The organism is Bradyrhizobium sp. 22 (assembly GCF_000482425.1).
GTDB classification, from domain to species: Bacteria; Pseudomonadota; Alphaproteobacteria; order Rhizobiales; family Xanthobacteraceae; genus Bradyrhizobium; species Bradyrhizobium japonicum_B.
In genome coordinates, this window is sequence record NZ_KI519399.1 from 504,468 (window position 1) to 522,913 (window position 18,446).

Sequence of the window (18,446 nt, forward strand, 5' to 3'; positions counted from 1 at the left end):
TCACTTGTTACTTTTCCGTCTCGACCAGTCCGCGCACGAACAGCTTCTGCATGACGACGACGACGAGCACCGGCGGCAGCATGGCCAGCACGGCGGTTGCCATCACGATCGGCCATTCGGTCAGCGCGTCGGTGGTGGTGATCATCTTGCGGATGCCGATCTGGATGGTCTGCATGTCGTCGCGCGTGGTGATCAAGAGCGGCCAGAGATATTGATTCCAGCCGAGGATGAACAGGATCACGAACAGCGCCGCCATGTTGGTGCGCGACAGCGGCAGCAGCGTATCCCAGAAGAAGCGGAAGGGGCCGGCGCCGTCGATGCGCGAAGCCTCCAGCAGCTCGTCCGGCACGGTCATGAAGAACTGGCGGAACAGCAGCGTCGCCGTGGCCGAGGCGATCAGCGGCAGCGACAGGCCGGCATAGCTGTCAAGCATGTGCAGGTCGGCGACGATCTTGTAGGTTGGATAGATGCGCACCTCGACCGGCAGCATCAGGGTGATGAAGATCAGCCAGAAGATCGCCATGCGGAACGGGAAGCGGAAATACACGATCGCATAGGCCGAGATGATCGAGATCGCGATCTTGCCGACGGCGATCAGCAGCGCCATCACCAGCGAGTTCAGCATCATGTTGCCGACCGGCTCGCGGGTCGAGCCGCTCGTGCCGACGAAGATGGTCTGGTAATAAGTCTGGAGGAAATGGCCGCCGGGCAGCAGCGACATCTGCCCGTTCGCGATCACCGCGTTATCCTGCGTCGACGCGACGAAGGCGAGGTAGACCGGGAAGGCGACGATCGCGATCCCGATCCAGAGGATGATGTGGGCGATGTAGCGCCGAAAGCCTTCTTCCTCGACCATATCAGTAGGTCACCTTGCGTTCGACGAAGCGGAACTGGATGCCCGTCAGCACGATCACCATGATCATCAGGATCACCGATTGCGCCGCGGAGCTGCCGAGGTTCCCCCCGAGCAGGCCGTCGGTATAGACCTTGTAGACCAGCGTCTCCGTCGACTTGCCCGGACCGCCGCGGGTCATGGTGTCGATGATGCCGAACGTGTCGAAGAAGGCGTAGACGATGTTGACGACCAGCAGGAAGAAGATGGTCGGCGACAGCAGCGGGAAGATCACGGTCCAGAACCGCCGCATCGGGCGGGCGCCGTCGATCGCGGCGGCCTCGATCACGCTCTTGGGGATGCTCTGCAGGCCGGCGAGGAAGAACAGGAAATTGTAGGAGATCTGCTTCCAGGCGGCGGCGAGGATGATCAGGGTCGCGGCCTGGTTGCCGTCGAGCAGCGGATTCCAGTCGACGCCGAGGGCGCGCAGGTAGCGCGAAAGCACGCCGAGCGAGGGATGCAGCATGAAGATCCAGAGCACGCCGACCACCGGCGGCGCCACCGCATAGGGCCAGATCAGCAGCGTGCGGTAGAGCATCGAGCCGCGCAGCGGCTTGTCCGCCATCACGGCAAGCAGCAGCGCAAACGACAGCGACGACACCGCGATCGCGAACGAAAAGAAGAAGGTGCGCAGGATCGCCTCGAAATAGGCGGGGTCCCTGAACAGGTCGACGTAATTCTCGAACCAGACGAACGTGGTCGACAGGCCGAAGGCGTCCTGCAGCAGGAACGACTGGATCATCGCCTGCAAGGCCGGCCAATAGAAGAAAATCAGGACGATCGCGAGCTGCGGCGCAACCAGCGCATAGGGCAACAGCTTCGACTGGAAAATGGCTTGCTTCTGCATGATGCCCCGGAGCGGCAGGCCGGGCGACCGGCCTGCCGCTTGTCGCCTTACTTCACGGCGGTCTTTTCGAACTGCCGCAGCATGGTGTTGCCGCGCTCGACGGCCGCGTCCAACGCCTGCTTGGCAGTCTTCTTGCCGGCCAGCGCCTGCTCGATCTCTTCCGCCCAGACGTCGCGGAGCTGCACCATGTTGCCGAGACGCAGACCGCGCGAATTCTCGGTCGGCTCCTTGTTGGTCAGCTCGAGCAGCGGGGTCTCGAGATAGGGCTGGTCCTTGTAGAAGCCTTCGGCCTTGGCCTTCTCATAGGCCGCCTTGGTGATCGGCAGATAGCCCGACGATTTGTGGATGTAGACCTGGCGATCGGTATCGGAGAGGAACGTCAGGAACTTCGCCACGCCCTTGTATTCGTCCGCCGATTTGCCGCCCATGATCCAGAGCGAGGCGCCGCCGATGATCGAGTTCTGCGGCGCGCCCTTGGCGTCCGGATAATAGGGCATCGGCACCGCGGTGAAGGCGAACTTGGCCTGCGCCTTGACGTTGCCGAAGAATGCCGACGAGGTCAGGTAGAGCGGACATTCGCCCGACGTGAAGCGGCCTTCGCCGGTGTTGGTACGGCCGGCATAGTCGTAGGTCTTGTCCTTCTGGAGCTCGACCAGGTTTTCCAGATGCTTGACCTGGAGCGGACCGTTGAAGGACAGCACGGTGTCGAAGCCGTCGAGGCCGTTGGCCTTGCTGGCGAGCGGCACGTTGTGCCAAGCCGACAGCTGCTCGAGATTGACCCAGGTGACCCAGGAGTTGGAGAAGCCGCAGGTGGCGTGGCCGGCCGCCTTCAGCTTCTTGGCGGCGTCGAACACTTCGGGCCAGGTCTTCGGGATCTCGACATTCGCCTTCTTCAGCGCGTCGAGATTGACCCACATGACGGTCGACGACGAGTTGAAGGGGAAGGACAGCATCTCGCCCTTCGAGGTCGAGTAGTAGCCGGTGATGGCGGGCAGATAGGCCTTCGGATCGAACTTCTCGCCGGTCTCGGCCATCAGCTTGTAGACCGGCTTCACGGCGCCGGTCGCCGCCATCATGGTGGCGGTGCCGACCTCGAACACCTGCATGATGTGCGGCGCGTTGCCGGCGCGGAACGCGGCGATGCCGGCGTTCATCGTATCGGCGTAGTTGCCCTTGTAGGTCGGAATCACCTTGTAGTCGCTCTGGGCACCGTTGAAGTCGCTTGCGAGCTTGACGATGACGTCGTTGTTGGCGCCGGTCATCGCGTGCCACCACTGGATTTCGGTCACGGCCAGCGCCGGCGAGGCGCCGAGACCAACCGTGAGTGCAACAGCCGCCGCCGCACCAAAATGTCGAAGAGCCATCAAGAAAACCTCCCTTGCCCGTCACTAAAGAAGCGCTTGCGCTACCAGCGCCGTATGACGTTCACATGACTGTGTAAGCGGCCGAAACGAAAGCGGCAAGCGCTGGAAAAGGGAAGCCGGAAAATAGGCGAAGGCGATGCGGACAACTTCCGCCGTTCGCGGTGCACTATCGTGCCCGCGCCGCACTGCGGCATTCTTCGTTGGACCGAGGGAGTGCTTTTAGCGCTTGCGGTCGGGGCCGCAGACCGTGCCCTTCTCGACCATCGCGTCGATCTCGGCCTTGGAGTAGCCGAACTCGCCCAGCACCTCGGCCGCGTGCTGGCTGAACTTCGGCGGCAGCCGGCGCAGGCTAGGCTTGCTGCGGTCGAGCCGGATCGGCGAGGCCACGCCCTTGTACCAGTCCTTCTCGATGATATCACCGCGCGCGATCGTGTGCGGGTTGGTCAGCGCCTGGTCGATCTTCTGCACCGGCCCTGCCGGCAGGCCCGCAGCGAGCAGGCGATTGCACAGCGGCTCGGCCTCGTGCTGGCTGAACACGGCGGCGAGCTCGGCGCGCAGCGCCTCGCGGTTGGCGATGCGGTCCTTGTTGCGGGCAAAGCGCGGGTCGGTGCCGAGCTCGGGCTTGCCGATCTCCTTGGCGAGCTTTCGGAAGGTGCCGTCATTGCCGACGCCGATGAAGATGTTGTCGGTTTTGGTCGGGAAGATCGCGTAAGGCACGAGGTTCGGATGCTCGTTGCCGGTGAGCGACGGCGGCTTGCCGTGCATGAAATAATTCGCGGTGTGCGGATGCATGATGGCAAGGCCGGTCTCGTACAGCGTCGTCTCCAGGAACTGGCCCTTGCCGGAGCGCTGCCGCTCCGACAGCGCCATCAGGATGCCGATCGCGGCATAGAGCCCGGTGGTGATGTCGACCAGGGGCACGCCGATCCGCATCGGCCCGCTCTCGGGCGAGCCGGTCGCCGCGATCATGCCGGTCATGGCCTGGATGATGGCGTCGTAGCCGGGGTTGCCGCCGCGCGGGCCGTCGGCGCCGAAGCCGCAGATCCGGCAATGCACGAGGCGCGGAAATTTCCTGCTGAGGACGTCGTTGCCGATGCCCCATTTCTCCAGCGTGCCCGGCTTGAAATTCTCGATCAGGACGTCGGCGGTCTCCAGCATCTTGAGCAGCACGACGCGGCCGCCTTCGGAGGCGAGGTCGAGGCCGATCGAGCGCTTGTTGCGGTTGATGCCGACGAAATAGGCCGCGTCTTCCTCGTGGAACGGAGGGCCCCATTCGCGCACCTCGTCGCCGGCGGGCGGTTCGACCTTGATGACGTCGGCGCCGTGGTCGGCGAGGATCTGGGTGCAGTAGGGACCGCCGAGCACGCGCGTGAGATCGATGACGCGCAGTCCGCTCATGGCACCTGTGGCGGCTTCAGAACTCATGCCTTCGCTTCCCCTGTGTCGACGTTTGATCACAGGCCTAGCGAGGTTTGCAGCGAGCAGCAATGGCTCCCGGCGTAGGGCCGCATGCGCCCGCCATTGCGGCAATCCCGCGGCGTGGCAAATGCGGATTCTGGCGGAAGCGGCCGGCCCGAGGGGGATCCCGGGCCAGCCAATCCGCCGTTCGATCAGACGACCGTCAGGCGAACGTCGACGTTGCCGCGGGTGGCGTTGGAATAGGGGCACACCTGGTGGGCCTTTGCGACCAGCGCCTCGGCCTCGGCGCGGGCAAGGCCCGGCAGCGAGACCGCGAGGTCGATATCGAGGCCGAAGCCGCCTTCGGAACGCGGGCCGATGCCGACGGTCGAGGTGACGGAGGCGTCATTCGGAACCTTCGGGCCGCCTTGCGAGGCCACGAACTTCATCGCGCCGATGAAGCAGGCGGCATAGCCGGCCGCGAACAGCTGCTCGGGATTGTTGCCGGCGCCGCCGCCACCGCCGAGCTCCTTCGGCGTGGCCAGCTTGACGTCCAGCGCGCCGTCGAGGGTTGCAGCATGGCCGTCGCGGCCGCCGGTGGCCTTGGCGCTGGTCTTGTAGAGCACGTTCACGGACATTGTCGTCTCCCTGGTTTCGATGGGTGCGGTGTTTATTGCAAGCAATTTGATTGTGCGCAATTGAAATTGCGGTGCCTCACATTTAATTGTTCGCAATTGAATATGCCGCCGCCGGGCGGCACAATGAGGCCAAACCCCGGGAGATTCGCCATGCCCCGAAAATCATCGACAGCAGACGCGCCGCTGCGGCTCGACAATCAGATCTGCTTCGCGGTCTATTCGGCCGCGCATGCCTTCAACCGCGTCTACAAGCCGCTGCTGGACCGGCTCGGCCTGACCTATCCGCAATATCTGGTGATGCTGGTCTTGTGGGAGCGCGACGACGTGCCGGTCAAGGACATCGGCGAGCGGCTGTTCCTGGATTCGGGCACGCTGACGCCGCTGCTGAAGCGGCTCGAAGCGGCGCATCTCGTCAAGCGCACCCGCTGCAGCGAGGACGAGCGTCAAGTGTTGATCGCACTGACGGCGCAGGGCCATGCCTTGAAGGACAAAGCCCGCAGCGTGCCACAGTCGATCCTGGCGGCCTCGCACTGCTCGGTGCCGGAACTGGTCGCGATGAAGGACGAGATCGTGGCGCTGCGGGACCGGCTGAATGCGGTGATCGGGGAGTAGGGGATTTTAGGAAAGCCGCTTCTTCGTGAAGGCCCGGCCAGAGTGAGACTTCAAGTAAGCCTCGAACGCGAGCGCCCTATGCTTATCGAGGAAGGCGCAGTACCAGATCAGCTTCCATGGCCTGAATTTGGCAGTGTGACTGGACTTGCCGGCATTGTGCTCCGGAATCCGCCGCTTCAAATCCTCTGTGGCGCCGACGTATTCCTGCTCAGGAAATTCGATGCTGCGAAGGATGTAGACGTACCACATTGACGGCTATCGCCCGGGTAGTCGTTCGGTGGGGCCTTATCAGTCCGTCTTCGCCCTTCGGGCTCCGACGTGGCTGCGCCACGCGTAGCCCGACAGAGGGTCCGCCTATATTGGCGGCTTCCACCTGGATCGTCGATCGAATTGTTCTGAACTGTCACCAGTCCGTCTTCGCCCTTCGGGCTACGCCGGACACCACGCTTCGCCCTTCGGGCTCCGACGTGGCTGCGCCACGCGTAGCCCGAAGGGCGAAGCGTGGTGGAGCCAGGCGGGATCGAACCGCCGACCTCTTGCATGCCATGCAAGCGCTCTCCCAGCTGAGCTATGGCCCCTTAGTCCTTGGCGGGATGAATCTGGTGGATCACCCCAACCGGCGAGTCCTGGCGACTCGCGCGGTGCACCCTTTTTCACAGATCAGGACTGATCTCAAGTCTCTTCATCACCTCCGACATCACCAATGATGTCGGTCACGTCCTCATCGCCCTCTTCCTCGTCGGCAATGAAGGTCGAATCATCGTCATCGTCGTCGTCGAGGGTCTCGTCGACCTCGATATCGTCTTCGGACTCGGGCACCACGGCCTTGACCTTGCCGGTGTTCTCCTCGGCGTCGGCTTCCTCGAGCGAAACCTCTTCGACCTCTGCCGGCTCGGGCGCAGCATCCGCTGTCGCCGCGTGCCGGGCTTCGGCGCCGCGGGGCATGCGCGCCGGCGCCACCGGGGCGATCGGCACAACTTCGCCGGTATAGGGCGAGATCACCGGATTCTTGTTGAGGTCATAGAACTTTTTGCCCGTGGTCGGGCAAATACGTTTGGTTCCGAGTTCGGACTTGGCCACGGCAGGAATCCTGGGAATGTCTGAAAAGCGGTGTTTCACTTGGCTAGTTGGCGGCCCGCTGTCAATAGCGCATTACGGGAGAACGACATGCCCGTGACGGCGCGCGGACCATGTGGTACCTGCGCCGCAGTCCCCTCAGGGCTCATCCAAGGACACAATCTTGACTCATTCCGACCCTCCGAGGCCGCTGCAGTCTCGCGCCAGCGGACCCCTGACCGGGAAAGTACGGGTGCCCGGCGACAAGTCGATCTCTCACCGTGCGCTGATCCTGGGCGCGCTGGCGGTCGGCGAGACCAGGATTTCGGGCCTGCTGGAAGGCGAGGACGTCCTCAACACCGCCAAATCCATGCAGGCGCTGGGCGCCAGGGTCGAGCGTAGCGGCGATTTCACCTGGAAGGTGAACGGGGTGGGCGTCGCGGGCTTCGCCACGCCCAAGGCGGCTCTGGATTTCGGCAATTCCGGCACCGGCTGTCGGCTGGTGATGGGCGCCGTCGCCGGCTGCCCGATCTCGGCGGTCTTCGACGGCGACGCCTCGCTGCGCAGCCGCCCGATGCGCCGGATCCTCGATCCCCTGGAAAAGATGGGCGCGAAGGTCATCTCCGGGGGGGACGGCGGTCGTCTGCCCCTGACCCTGCAGGGCGCGCGCGATCCGCTGCCGATCACCTACACCACCCCGGTCGCCTCGGCCCAGATCAAGTCGGCGGTGCTGCTGGCGGGCCTCGCCGCCCCCGGCACCACGACTGTCATCGAGACCGAAGCCAGCCGTGACCACACCGAGCTGATGCTGAAGCATTTCGGTGCCGACATCTCCTCGGCGCGGGAGGGCGTGCATGGCCGCCGTATCACGCTCAAGGGCCAGCCCGAGCTGCACGGCGCCACCGTGGTGGTGCCCGCCGATCCGTCCTCGGCGGCTTTCCCGGTGGTCGCGGCGCTGATCGTCGAGGGCTCCGACGTCGTCCTGTCCGACGTCATGACCAATCCGCTGCGCACCGGCCTGTTCACCACGCTGCGCGAAATGGGCGCCTCCATCGAGGAAAGCGAGGCGCGCGGCGATGCCGGCGAGCCGATGGCGAAACTGCGGGTGCGGGCCTCGAAACTGCGCGGGGTCGAGGTGCCGCCGGAGCGCGCGCCCTCGATGATCGACGAATATCTGGTGCTGGCGGTGGCGGCCTCATTCGCCGAGGGCACCACCATCATGCGCGGCCTGCACGAGTTGCGCGTGAAGGAATCCGATCGGCTGGAGGCCACCGCCGCGATGCTGCGCGTCAACGGCGTGAAGGTCGAGATCTCCGGCGACGATCTGATCGTCGAGGGCCGCGGCCATGTCCCCGGTGGCGGCACCGTCGCCACCCACATGGACCATCGCATCGCGATGTCCGCACTGGTGATGGGCTGCGCCGCCGACCAGCCCGTGACAGTCGACGACACCGCCTTCATCGCCACCAGCTTTCCGGATTTCATTCCGATGATGCGTTCGCTAGGGGCCGAGTTTTCATGATCATCGCCATCGACGGGCCCGCGGCCTCGGGCAAGGGGACGCTCGGCAAGCGCCTCGCCCACCATTACGGCTATCGTCATCTCGATACCGGCGTCATCTACCGCGCGGTGGCCTACGCCCTGATGCAATCCGGTCATGATCTCCGTGACGAGGCGGCCGCGGTGCAGGCCGCGCTGGAGCTCGATCCCGAAAAGTTCGGCAATCCCGCGCTGAAGACCCAGAAGGCCGGCGAGGGGGCCTCCATCGTCTCGGCGATCCCCAGGGTTCGCGAGGTCCTGGTCAATTTCCAGCGGCAATTCGCCGCCGATCCGCCCGGCGCGGTGCTGGACGGCCGCGACATTGGAACCGTGATCTGCCCGGACGCCGACGTGAAGATCTTCGTCGTCGCCGACCCAAAGGTCCGCGCCCGCCGCCGCACCATGGAGGCCCGGGCGAGGGGCGAGGAGGCCGACGAGGCCGCCGTCCTCGCCGACATCATCCAGCGCGACGAACGCGACCAGAACCGGCCGATCGCACCCTTGAAACCGGCCCCGGATGCTTACTTGCTAGATAACTCCCAACTGGATATAGAAGGCGGCGTCCGGGCCGCCATCGACATTATCGAGGCCGTCCGAGCGGGCCGGTCGCGGGGTTAAGCCGCAGCCGTCATTGGAGGAAGTGCCCGCTCCCGCTCTTTGAGGTCGATACGTCAGGCCCCTCGTTTCGGGGCCGGCACGATCCAGGCTCCGGACACAAGATTTCCACGTATCGAACGCGCGGGCCTCAGCCGGCCCGCTTCCGCTGTTTCGGCGTCGAGCCGGTGCAGCGAGCGGTCGCTCGAAGGTTCTGCGGACCTTCCGACACTGCGCGTGCGGTACGCCCATGAACCCAACGGCCGGCATACTTCCGCAATTGGAGAACAAATGGCTTCGACTTCTGCTGATACCTATAGCCCGTCGCGCGACGATTTCGCTGCGATGCTCGACGAGTCCTTCGCAGGCGGCAACCTGCAGGAAAGCTCCGTCATCAAGGGCAAGGTGGTTGCAATTGAAAAGGACATGGCCGTCATCGACGTCGGCCTGAAGACCGAGGGCCGCGTCGCCCTGCGCGAATTTTCCGGCCCCGGCCGTGACAGTGAACTGAAGGTCGGCGACGAGGTGGAAGTGTTCCTCGATCGCATCGAGAACGCCCTCGGCGAAGCCGTGCTGTCGCGCGACAAGGCGCGCCGCGAAGAGAGCTGGGGCAAGCTCGAGAAGGCGTTCCAGAACAACGAGAAGGTCAACGGCGTCATCTTCAACCAGGTCAAGGGCGGCTTCACCGTCGACCTCGACGGTGCCGTGGCCTTCCTGCCGCGCTCGCAGGTCGACATCCGTCCGATCCGCGACGTCGCGCCGCTGATGAACAACTCGCAGCCGTTCCAGATCCTCAAGATGGATCGCCGCCGCGGCAACATCGTGGTGTCGCGCCGCACCGTGCTGGAAGAGACCCGCGCCGAGCAGCGCCAGGAGCTGGTGCAGAACCTCGAAGAGGGTCAGGTCATCGACGGCGTGGTCAAGAACATCACCGATTACGGTGCGTTCGTCGATCTCGGCGGCATCGACGGCCTGCTGCACGTCACCGACATCGCGTGGCGCCGCGTCAATCATCCGACCGAGGTGCTCTCGATCGGCCAGACCGTGAAGGTCAAGATCATTAAGATCAACCACGAGACGCACCGCATCTCGCTGGGCATGAAGCAGCTGCTGGACGATCCGTGGCAGGGCATCGAAGCCAAGTACCCGCTGGGTGCCCGCTTCACCGGCCGCGTCACCAACATCACCGACTACGGTGCGTTCGTCGAGCTCGAGCCGGGCATCGAAGGCCTGATCCACGTCTCCGAGATGTCGTGGACCAAGAAGAACATGCACCCCGGCAAGATCGTTTCGACCTCGCAGGAAGTCGACGTGCAGGTGCTGGAAGTCGATTCCGTCAAGCGCCGCATCTCGCTCGGCCTCAAGCAGACCATGCGCAACCCCTGGGAGGTCTTCGTCGAAGGTCACCCGACCGGTTCGGTGGTCGAGGGCGAAGTCAAGAACAAGACCGAGTTCGGTCTGTTCCTGGGCCTCGAGGGCGACGTCGACGGCATGGTCCATCTCTCCGATCTCGACTGGAAGCTTCCGGGCGAGCAGGTGATCGACAACTACAAGAAGGGCGACATGGTGAAGGCCGTGGTGCTCGATGTGGACGTCGAGAAGGAGCGCATCTCGCTCGGCATCAAGCAGCTCGAAGGCGACCCCTTCGCCGAGCCGGGCGATGTCAAGAAGGGCGCGGTCGTGACCTGCGAAGTGCTCGAAGTGAAGGACAGCGGTATCGAGGTGAAGATCGCCGGGACCGACTTCTCGACCTTCATCAAGCGCTCCGAGCTTGCCCGTGACCGCAACGACCAGCGCGCCGAACGCTTCGCCGTCGGCGAGAAGGTCGATGCCCGCGTGATCCAGTTCGACAAGAAGGCCCGCAAGGTCCAGGTGTCGATCAAGGCGCTCGAAGTCGCCGAAGAGAAGGAAGCCATCGCGCAGTACGGCTCCTCCGATTCGGGTGCGACGCTCGGCGACATCCTCGGCACCGCGCTCAAGAACCGCGACAGCAAGTAAGCGAAACGTTCTTTTCGCTGACATCGAAGCCCCGGCGCGAGCCGGGGCTTTTTTGTTGGGGTCGTCGTTGTTGTAGCCCGGATGGAGCGCAGCGAAATCCGGGGCTCTCCAAACATGGCACGAATCCCGGATTACGCTGCGCTCCATCCGGGCTACGCCGTCGCAGGCCTTGTTTTCTTCAAATTGCGCCGCAATTGATGTATCCAGATAAGCCGTTGGTCACGCCGTGACGGCACAACGCGTCCAGTCTTTCATTTGGAGATATTCCGATGTCGCTCGATTCGGACATCATCGTCGATCGCCGCCGGATTCGTCGCAAGCTGACGTTCTGGCGTGTCGTGGCCGCGCTGATCGCGATCGCGGCGATCGCAAGTGCTGCGCTGGTTGCGACACCCGGCGCGCGGGGTAGCTTCGTATCCGCCGGCTCGATCGCGCGGGTTCAGATCGAGGGCCTGATCCGCAGCGATTCCGATCGCACGCAGGCGCTGGAACGGCTGGAGAATTCGCAGGCCGCCGCCGTCATCGTTCACATCAACTCGCCGGGCGGCACCACCGCCGGCTCCGAGCAGCTCTACGATTCGCTGGTCCGGCTGAAGGCGAAGAAGCCGCTCGTCGTGGTGGTGGAGGGCCTGGCTGCCTCCGGCGGCTACATCACGGCGATCGCGAGCGATCACATCATCGCCCAGCAGAGCTCGCTGGTCGGATCGATCGGCGTGCTGTTCCAATATCCCAACGTCAGCGAGCTCTTGAAGACGATCGGCGTCAAGGTCGAGGAAGTGAAGTCGTCCCCGCTGAAGGCCGCGCCGAACGGTTTCGAGCCGACCAGCCCCGAAGCACGGGCCGCCCTCGATGCGCTGGTGAAGGATTCCTACGCCTGGTTCAGGGGATTGGTGAAGGATCGGCGTGGCATGGATGACACGCAGCTCGAGAAAGTGGCCGACGGCCGCGTCTTCACCGGACGCCAGGCGATCGCCCTCAAGCTGATCGACCAGATCGGCGACGAGAAGACGGCGGTGTCCTGGCTGGTCGAGCACAAGAGCGTCAAGAAGGGTCTGCCGGTACGCGACTACAAGCTCCAGCCCCGTTTTGGCGATCTGACGTTCCTCAAGACGGCGGCCGCCGTCACGCTGGAAGCGCTTGGTTTGAGCTCGATTGCGCATCAAATCGGGCAAACCGGCGTCGCGCAGGCGGTCGATCGGTTCGGAATGGACGGAATGCTGGCCCTGTGGCAACCGGCCACCTCAAACTGAGGTGGTCTAGGCGAGCTTCCCAAGCTTTTCCCGTCTGGCGAGCATCGGGACAGCCCGCTTTTTCGGCATTTGTCACGCATTTTCACGACGCTCAACCTTGATTTAGCGTCTTGACAGATCAAGGTATTTTCACGGAAATGGTCATCCGCACGCTCCCGGGTCCTATCTCTCGATGATCAAATCCGAACTTGTTCAGCGTATCGCCGAGCACAACCCGCATCTGTACCAGCGGGATGTCGAGAACATTGTGAATGCGATTCTCGAAGAGATCGTAGCGGCCCTCGCGCGCGGCGATCGCGTCGAGCTGCGCGGCTTCGGCGCCTTCTCGGTCAAGCATCGCCCCGCACGCGCCGGGCGTAATCCGCGTACCGGCGCCCATGTGCCCGTCGATCAGAAGAGCGTTCCGTTCTTCAAGACCGGCAAGGAAATGCGCGAGCGGCTGAACCGCGACCATCCGGATCCCGGCGCGGCGGACTGAGCCGGCCGGGGTTTGTCTGCGGTCGCGCATGACGCGGCCGCGAGCTTGATTCAAGGCGAGCGAAGCGAGATGCGAAAGTTCCTGACCGCGCTGATCGTCATTCCGCTGGGCCTGATCCTGGTGGCGTTTGCCGTCGCCAACCGGCATTTCGTCACGGTCTCGTTCGATCCCTTCATTGCGGACGATCCGTCATTGTCGATCACCTTGCCGCTGTTCCTGCTGCTGATCCTGGTGGCGGCCATCGGGGTCTTCGCGGGCGGCTGTGCCGTTTGGTTCGGCCAGCGGCACTGGCGGCGCTCCGCGCGCCGGCACGAGGCGGAGGCCCGGGCCGCCAGGGGCGAATTGGCCGATCTGCGGGCCCAGGCGGCCGCGGCGAGGCCCGAATCCCAGCGCCTTCCCGCCCCGATCGGGGTGGGGCTTTACGGGCCCATCGGGCGAGACAAGCAGCGCGCGACGTTGTAGAAGCGGCCGCAACGCAAAACCCCGTTTTCCGGCCGCCAGCCTGCGGTCTTCATTTGCCTTGAGATCATGTCCCTGCTCGTCAAGATCTGCGGCCTGTCCACGCGCGAGACGCTTCAAACGGCGCTCGCGGCGGGTGCGGATATGGTGGGCTTCGTGTTCTTCCCGCCGTCGCCGCGGCACCTGTCCCTCGAGCTCGGCCGCGAGCTTGGCCGCCAGGTCGAGGGGCGCGCGCTCAAGGTGGCGCTCACCGTCGATGCCGATGATGCCACGCTCGACAACATCATGGACGCGCTGTCGCCGGACATTTTCCAGCTCCACGGCAAGGAGAGCGTCGCGCGGCTGCGCGACATCAAGCAGCGGTTCGGCCGCCCGGCGATGAAGGCGTTGCCGGTCGAGACGGCGGCCGATCTCGCCGTGCTGCCGGGCTATGCCGCGGTCGCCGACCGCATTTTGTTCGATGCGCGCGCGCCGAAAGACGCGACGCGACCGGGCGGCTTAGGGGCGCCGTTCGATTGGCAGTTGCTGCGAAACCTCGATCTGCAATTGCCGTACATGGTGTCGGGCGGACTTCACGCCGACAATGTCGCCGAAGCCCTCCGCGTCACCGGCGCCGGTGGCGTCGACGTCTCCTCCGGTGTCGAGAGCGCGCTCGGCGTGAAAGATCCCGAGATGATCAAGGCCTTCATTCGCGCTGCGCGCGCCACTCAAGAGTTGAGCGTCCGATGAACATCGCCAAGCCAAATTCCTACCGCAGCGGCCCCGACGAGCGCGGCCATTTCGGCATTTTCGGCGGACGCTTCGTCGCCGAAACGCTGATGCCGCTGATCCTCGATCTGGAGAAGGCCTATACCGAGGCCAAGGCCGATCCGGCGTTCCAGGCCGAGATGAACGGCTATCTCAAGAACTATGTCGGCCGGCCCTCGCCGCTCTATTTCGCCGAACGCCTGACGGAGCATCTCGGCGGCGCCAAGATCTACCTCAAGCGTGAAGAGCTCAACCACACCGGCTCCCACAAGGTGAACAACGTGCTCGGCCAGATCATGCTGGCACGGCGCATGGGCAAGAAGCGCATCATCGCAGAGACCGGCGCGGGCCAGCATGGCGTCGCCACCGCGACGCTGTGCGCGCGCTTCGGCCTGGAATGCGTGGTCTATATGGGCGCCGTCGACGTCGAGCGGCAGCAGCCCAACGTCATCCGCATGGAGATGCTGGGCGCCAAGGTGATGCCGGTGCAGTCGGGCACGCGCACGCTGAAGGACGCCATGAATGAGGCGCTGCGCGACTGGGTCACCAACGTGCACAACACCTTCTACTGCATCGGCACGGTGGCGGGACCGCACCCCTATCCGACGCTGGTGCGCGATTTCCAGTCGATCATCGGCAACGAGACCAAGGCGCAGATGCAGGAGATCGAAGGCCGACTGCCGGATTCCCTGGTCGCCTGCATCGGCGGCGGCTCGAACGCCATGGGCCTGTTCCACCCCTTCCTCGACGACCCCTCCGTCGAAATTTTCGGCGTCGAGGCTGCCGGTCACGGCCTGACGCAGCTGCATGCGGCCTCGATCGCGGGCGGCCGTCCCGGCGTGCTGCACGGCAACCGCACCTATCTCCTGATGGACGCCGACGGCCAGATCCAGGACGCCCATTCGATCTCGGCCGGCCTCGATTATCCCGGCATCGGGCCCGAGCATTCCTGGCTGCACGAGGTCGGCCGCGTGAATTACCTGTCCGCGACCGACGACGAGGCGCTGGCCGCCTTCCAGCTGCTCTCGAAGCTCGAAGGCATCATCCCCGCGCTCGAACCCGCGCATGCCATCGCCAAGGTGATGGAGCTCGCGCCCAAGCGGCCGCAAGACCACCTGATGGTCGTCAACCTCTCCGGCCGCGGCGACAAGGACGTCCCGCAAGTCGGTGACATCCTGAGGGGCAAGAAGTGACCACGCGTATCGACACTCGCTTTGCCGAGCTGAAGAAGCAGGGCCGCGCGGCCTTCGTGACCTTCCTGATGGCCGGCGATCCCGATCCCGCGACCTCGCTCGAGATCATCAAGGCGTTGCCGAAATCAGGCGCCGACGTGATCGAGATCGGCATGCCCTTCACCGATCCGATGGCCGACGGTCCGTCGATCCAGGCCGCAGGCCTGCGTGCGCTGAAAGCCGGCATGACGCTGAGGAAGACGCTGGAGCTGGTGCGCGGCTTCCGCAAGGACGATAATGCGACGCCGATCGTGCTGATGGGTTATTACAACCCGATCTACATTTACGGCGTCGACAAATTCCTCGTCGATGCCAAGGCCGCCGGCGTCGACGGCCTCATCATCGTCGATCTGCCGCCGGAGGAAGACGAGGAGCTCTGCCTGCCCGCGATGAAGGCGGGTCTCAACTTCATCCGCCTGGCGACGCCGACCACCGACGACAAGCGCCTGCCGGCGGTGCTCGCCAACACGTCCGGCTTCGTCTACTACGTCTCCATCACCGGCATCACCGGTGCTGCGGCCGCGGACTCTTCGGCAGTCAGCGAGGCCGTGGCCCGCATCAAGCGGCACACCAAGCTGCCGGTCTGCGTCGGCTTCGGCATCCGCACGCCGGAGACCGCGCGTGCCATTGCTTCCCATGCCAACGGCGCCGTGGTCGGCACCGCGCTGGTCGATGCGCTCAAGAACAGCCTCGATGCCGAGGGACGGGCGACCGCCAAAACCGTTAACGCGGTCGCCGAGTTGACGGCGGCCCTGGCCCAGGGCGTCAAGGGCGCGCAACAGGCCGCGGAATAGGCCATAATTCCGCTTTAGCCCTTTAGTTTGAGCATGATCTTGTCGGAAAACCGCTTCACACTTTTCCGGATCATGCTCTAACGCGGACGACACGGCGGCTTGCCGGGCGGAGGTCCGGCCGCCATATATCCTTTCAGGCGGCCCTCCGCGGGTTCGCACATCGGAGCAAACCATGAACTGGCTTACCAATGTGGTCCGGCCGAAGATCCGCAACATGCTGCGGCGGGAGACGCCGGAGAATCTCTGGATCAAGTGCCCGGATTCCGGACAGCTCGTGTTCTACAAGGACGTCGAGGCCAACCAGTTCGTCATCCCCGGCTCGAACTACCACATGCGCATGGGCGCCGTGGCGCGCTTGAAGTCGATCTTCGACAACGAAACCTGGTTCGACGTCGCGTTGCCCGAGGTGACACCCGACCCGCTCAAGTTCCGCGACGAGAAGAAATATGTCGACCGCATCAAGGATGCGCGGGCCCGGACCAATCTCAACGACGCGATCAAGGTCGGCTACGGCAAGCTCGAAGGCTCGGCCGTCGTCGTCGCCGTGCAGGATTTCGACTTCATGGGCGGCTCGCTCGGCATGGCCGCGGGCGAGGCCATCGTGCGCGGGATGGAGCTTGCGGTCGAGAAGAACTCGCCCTTCATCGTGTTCGCCGCATCCGGCGGTGCGCGCATGCAGGAGGGCATCCTGTCGCTGATGCAGATGCCGCGCACCACGGTCGCGGTGCAGATGCTGCGTGAGGCCAAGCTGCCCTACATCGTCGTGCTGACCAATCCCACCACCGGCGGCGTCACCGCGTCCTACGCGATGCTGGGCGACGTGCAGATCGCCGAGCCCGGCGCGCTGATCGGCTTTGCCGGCGCGCGCGTGATCGAGCAGACCATTCGTGAAAAGCTTCCCGAGGGTTTCCAGCGCGCCGAGTACCTCAAGGAGCACGGCATGGTCGACATGGTCGTGCATCGGCATGAGCTGCGCCCGACCCTGGCGCGGCTCTGCCGCCTGCTGACCAAGGCGCCGGCGCAGGAGGGCGCATCGAAGCCGACGCAGGCTGCCACCAGCCCGGCACAGATCGTATCGGCCGCTGAGACGGCGCCGGCTGCGCCCCACGCGTGAACGCGTCTCCGGACAGCACGAAGACGCCGCTCGGCGAGTTGATCGGGCGGCTGTCGGTCCTGCATCAGAAGCGCATTGATCTGGGCCTTGAGCGGATGCACCGGCTGCTCGAACGAATCGGGCATCCTGAAAGCAAGCTGCCGCCGGTGATCCACATCGCCGGCACCAATGGCAAGGGCTCGACGCTGTCCTATCTGCGCGCGACGCTGGAGGCCGCGGGCCTGCGCGTCCACGCCTATACCTCGCCCTATCTCGTCCGCATCAACGAGTGTTTTCGGCTCGGCCGCCTCGGTGGCGGCGTGCTGGTCGGCGACGAGGAGTTGCGTGCGGCGCTGGAAGAAGTCGAGCGTGTCAATGCCGGCGAAGCCGCGACCTTGTTCGAGCTGAAGACGGCAGCCGCCTTTCATTTATTCGCGCAGAACCCGGCCGACGTGGTGCTGCTCGAAGTCGGCCTCGGCGGCCGGCTCGACTCGACCAACGTCATCGACGCTCCGGCGGCGTGCGTGATCACGCCCGTCAGCATGGATCACATGGACTTTCTCGGCGAGACGTTGACCTCGATTGCCGGCGAGAAGGCCGCGATCATCAAGCGCGGCGTGCCGGTGATCTGCGCGGAGCAGGCGCCGGAAGCCATGGCCGTGATCGAGGCGCAAGCCAAGCGCATGCGTGCGCCGCTGATTGCCGCCAACGAGAGCTGGCACGTCAATGTCGAGCGCGGCCGTCTGGTCTATTCCGACGATCGCGGCCTGATGGACCTCCCGGCGCCGCGTTTGTTCGGCCGCCACCAATTCGCCAATGCCGGCCTCGCCATCGCGACGCTGCGCGCGATCCCCGATCTTAAGGTCAGCCACGCCGCGTTCGAGGCCGGCATTGTCGGTGCCGAATGGCCGGCGCGGATGCAGCGCATCACCTCGGGCGAGCTGCTGTCCTGGGGTCCGCACGGCTCGGAAATCTGGCTCGACGGCGGCCACAATGCCGAAGGCGGCCGCGTCGCAGCCGCCGCGCTCGGCGATCTCGAAGAGCGGGTGTCGCGGCCGCTGGTCGTCATCGCCGGCATGATGGCGAACAAGGACGCGCAAGGATTTTTGGCCAATTTCGCCGGCCTCACCCGTCACATCATCGCGGTGCCGATCCCCGACACCGAGAACGCGATGCCCGTGGACCGCCTCGCGGATGCCGCGCGCAGCCTCGGCATGCGCGTTGAGATCGCGCCCGGAATCGAGGCCGCGCTGCGTGCATTGGCGAAACTGGCCTACGAGGTGCCGCCGCGTATCCTGATCACCGGCTCGCTGTATCTGGCCGGCCACGTGCTCGCCATCAACGGCACGCCGCCTGCATAGTTGTCGTGTCCCGGACGCGCGAAGCGCGAGCTGGGACCCAGAATGCCGCAAACATGGGCCCCGGCTCTGCAGCGCACCGCGGAAGACGCGCTGC

At 64.8% G+C, this 18,446-nt stretch carries 19 protein-coding genes and 1 tRNA gene; 12 read left to right on the forward strand and 8 right to left on the reverse strand.

Annotated elements, in window-relative coordinates; genetic code table 11:
- Positions 1-7 precede the first annotated feature (7 nt).
- The 5 genes from ugpE to K410_RS0103755 all read right to left on the reverse strand — a co-directional run bounded on the left by ugpE (position 8) and on the right by K410_RS0103755 (position 5,139).
- Positions 8-856 (reverse strand): sn-glycerol-3-phosphate ABC transporter permease UgpE, encoded by an 849-nt coding sequence (gene ugpE, locus K410_RS0103735; protein ID WP_028133595.1) that lies wholly within the window; start codon positions 854-856, stop codon positions 8-10.
- 1 nt (position 857) lies between these two features.
- Positions 858-1,739 carry a sn-glycerol-3-phosphate ABC transporter permease UgpA gene (gene ugpA, locus K410_RS0103740; protein WP_028133596.1) on the reverse strand — a complete coding sequence of 294 codons (882 nt, stop codon included), beginning with the start codon at positions 1,737-1,739 and terminating at the stop codon, positions 858-860.
- 47 nt (positions 1,740-1,786) lie between these two features.
- A complete protein-coding gene (ugpB, locus tag K410_RS0103745; RefSeq protein WP_028133597.1) occupies positions 1,787-3,103 on the reverse strand; it encodes a sn-glycerol-3-phosphate ABC transporter substrate-binding protein UgpB in 1,317 nt (438 codons plus the stop codon).
- Positions 3,104-3,322: 219 nt separating this feature from the next.
- Positions 3,323-4,528, reverse strand: a complete 1,206-nt coding sequence (locus K410_RS0103750) for a CaiB/BaiF CoA transferase family protein (RefSeq protein WP_028133598.1) — start codon at positions 4,526-4,528, stop codon at positions 3,323-3,325.
- 185 nt (positions 4,529-4,713) lie between these two features.
- Positions 4,714-5,139, reverse strand: a complete 426-nt coding sequence (locus tag K410_RS0103755) for an organic hydroperoxide resistance protein (RefSeq protein ID WP_028133599.1) — start codon at positions 5,137-5,139, stop codon at positions 4,714-4,716.
- A 150-nt stretch (positions 5,140-5,289) separates the two neighbouring features.
- Between K410_RS0103755 and K410_RS0103760 the strand changes: the two genes are divergently transcribed.
- Complete coding sequence (locus K410_RS0103760; RefSeq protein ID WP_028133600.1) at positions 5,290-5,751, forward strand: MarR family winged helix-turn-helix transcriptional regulator; 462 nt, start codon at positions 5,290-5,292, stop codon at positions 5,749-5,751.
- A 6-nt stretch (positions 5,752-5,757) separates the two neighbouring features.
- On the opposite strand, the gene K410_RS0103765 is transcribed toward K410_RS0103760, so the two are convergent.
- From K410_RS0103765 to K410_RS0103775, 3 genes are all read right to left on the reverse strand, one after another.
- Positions 5,758-6,000: a GIY-YIG nuclease family protein gene (locus tag K410_RS0103765; protein ID WP_028133601.1), complete on the reverse strand. Its 243-nt coding sequence runs from the start codon at positions 5,998-6,000 to the stop codon at positions 5,758-5,760.
- A 253-nt stretch (positions 6,001-6,253) separates the two neighbouring features.
- Positions 6,254-6,329 (reverse strand) — tRNA-Ala (locus K410_RS0103770).
- Positions 6,330-6,423: 94 nt separating this feature from the next.
- Entirely contained in the window at positions 6,424-6,831 is a 408-nt protein-coding gene (locus K410_RS0103775; protein WP_028133602.1) for a TIGR02300 family protein, read from the reverse strand.
- A gap of 160 nt (positions 6,832-6,991) precedes the next feature.
- Here K410_RS0103775 and aroA point away from each other — a divergent pair, with 160 nt between their 5' ends.
- The 11 genes from aroA (at position 6,992) to K410_RS0103830 (ending at position 18,352) form a co-directional block, all read left to right on the forward strand.
- Positions 6,992-8,329, forward strand: coding sequence for a 3-phosphoshikimate 1-carboxyvinyltransferase (gene aroA / locus K410_RS0103780; RefSeq protein ID WP_028133603.1), 1,338 nt, complete (start codon positions 6,992-6,994; stop codon positions 8,327-8,329).
- On the forward strand, positions 8,326-8,964 hold the full coding sequence (gene cmk / locus K410_RS0103785) for a (d)CMP kinase (RefSeq protein ID WP_028133604.1): 639 nt from the start codon (positions 8,326-8,328) through the stop codon (positions 8,962-8,964). The genes aroA and cmk overlap by 4 nt, the downstream gene beginning before the upstream one ends.
- Before the next feature lie 267 nt (positions 8,965-9,231).
- The gene (gene rpsA, locus K410_RS0103790; protein WP_028133605.1) at positions 9,232-10,938 is read left to right on the forward strand and encodes a 30S ribosomal protein S1; all 1,707 of its coding nucleotides are present in this window, start codon (positions 9,232-9,234) and stop codon (positions 10,936-10,938) included.
- Between the two features lie 269 nt (positions 10,939-11,207).
- Positions 11,208-12,188, forward strand: a complete 981-nt coding sequence (sppA, locus tag K410_RS0103795; RefSeq protein WP_028133606.1) for a signal peptide peptidase SppA — start codon at positions 11,208-11,210, stop codon at positions 12,186-12,188.
- Positions 12,189-12,360: 172 nt separating this feature from the next.
- Positions 12,361-12,666: an integration host factor subunit beta gene (locus K410_RS0103800; RefSeq protein ID WP_008539997.1), complete on the forward strand. Its 306-nt coding sequence runs from the start codon at positions 12,361-12,363 to the stop codon at positions 12,664-12,666.
- A gap of 69 nt (positions 12,667-12,735) precedes the next feature.
- Positions 12,736-13,128 (forward strand): lipopolysaccharide assembly protein LapA domain-containing protein, encoded by a 393-nt coding sequence (locus tag K410_RS0103805; RefSeq protein WP_028133607.1) that lies wholly within the window; start codon positions 12,736-12,738, stop codon positions 13,126-13,128.
- Between the two features lie 66 nt (positions 13,129-13,194).
- On the forward strand, positions 13,195-13,854 hold the full coding sequence (locus tag K410_RS0103810) for a phosphoribosylanthranilate isomerase (RefSeq protein WP_028133608.1): 660 nt from the start codon (positions 13,195-13,197) through the stop codon (positions 13,852-13,854).
- A complete protein-coding gene (gene trpB / locus K410_RS0103815) occupies positions 13,851-15,065 on the forward strand; it encodes a tryptophan synthase subunit beta (protein ID WP_028133609.1) in 1,215 nt (404 codons plus the stop codon). The genes K410_RS0103810 and trpB overlap by 4 nt, the downstream gene beginning before the upstream one ends.
- A complete protein-coding gene (gene trpA, locus K410_RS0103820; protein ID WP_028133610.1) occupies positions 15,062-15,898 on the forward strand; it encodes a tryptophan synthase subunit alpha in 837 nt (278 codons plus the stop codon). Before trpB ends, trpA begins: the two co-directional genes overlap by 4 nt.
- Positions 15,899-16,070: 172 nt before the next feature.
- Entirely contained in the window at positions 16,071-17,012 is a 942-nt protein-coding gene (accD, locus tag K410_RS0103825; RefSeq protein WP_028133611.1) for an acetyl-CoA carboxylase, carboxyltransferase subunit beta, read from the forward strand.
- Positions 17,009-18,352, forward strand: coding sequence for a bifunctional folylpolyglutamate synthase/dihydrofolate synthase (locus K410_RS0103830; RefSeq protein ID WP_028133612.1), 1,344 nt, complete (start codon positions 17,009-17,011; stop codon positions 18,350-18,352). Before accD ends, K410_RS0103830 begins: the two co-directional genes overlap by 4 nt.
- The last annotated feature ends 94 nt before the right edge of the window (positions 18,353-18,446 follow it).

Excerpts from the sequence above, each read along its gene's own strand:
- ugpE (WP_028133595.1), bottom strand. The coding sequence starts at position 856 with ATGGTCGAGGAAGAAGGCTTTCGGCGCTACATCGCCCACATCATCCTC.
- ugpA (WP_028133596.1), bottom strand. The coding sequence starts at position 1,739 with ATGCAGAAGCAAGCCATTTTCCAGTCGAAGCTGTTGCCCTATGCGCTG.
- ugpB (WP_028133597.1), bottom strand. The coding sequence starts at position 3,103 with ATGGCTCTTCGACATTTTGGTGCGGCGGCGGCTGTTGCACTCACGGTT.
- K410_RS0103750 (WP_028133598.1), bottom strand. The coding sequence starts at position 4,528 with ATGAGTTCTGAAGCCGCCACAGGTGCCATGAGCGGACTGCGCGTCATC.
- K410_RS0103755 (WP_028133599.1), bottom strand. The coding sequence starts at position 5,139 with ATGTCCGTGAACGTGCTCTACAAGACCAGCGCCAAGGCCACCGGCGGC.
- K410_RS0103760 (WP_028133600.1), top strand. The coding sequence starts at position 5,290 with ATGCCCCGAAAATCATCGACAGCAGACGCGCCGCTGCGGCTCGACAAT.
- K410_RS0103765 (WP_028133601.1), bottom strand. The coding sequence starts at position 6,000 with ATGTGGTACGTCTACATCCTTCGCAGCATCGAATTTCCTGAGCAGGAA.
- cmk (WP_028133604.1), top strand. The coding sequence starts at position 8,326 with ATGATCATCGCCATCGACGGGCCCGCGGCCTCGGGCAAGGGGACGCTC.
- rpsA (WP_028133605.1), top strand. The coding sequence starts at position 9,232 with ATGGCTTCGACTTCTGCTGATACCTATAGCCCGTCGCGCGACGATTTC.
- sppA (WP_028133606.1), top strand. The coding sequence starts at position 11,208 with ATGTCGCTCGATTCGGACATCATCGTCGATCGCCGCCGGATTCGTCGC.
- K410_RS0103800 (WP_008539997.1), top strand. The coding sequence starts at position 12,361 with ATGATCAAATCCGAACTTGTTCAGCGTATCGCCGAGCACAACCCGCAT.
- K410_RS0103805 (WP_028133607.1), top strand. The coding sequence starts at position 12,736 with ATGCGAAAGTTCCTGACCGCGCTGATCGTCATTCCGCTGGGCCTGATC.
- K410_RS0103810 (WP_028133608.1), top strand. The coding sequence starts at position 13,195 with ATGTCCCTGCTCGTCAAGATCTGCGGCCTGTCCACGCGCGAGACGCTT.
- trpB (WP_028133609.1), top strand. The coding sequence starts at position 13,851 with ATGAACATCGCCAAGCCAAATTCCTACCGCAGCGGCCCCGACGAGCGC.
- accD (WP_028133611.1), top strand. The coding sequence starts at position 16,071 with ATGAACTGGCTTACCAATGTGGTCCGGCCGAAGATCCGCAACATGCTG.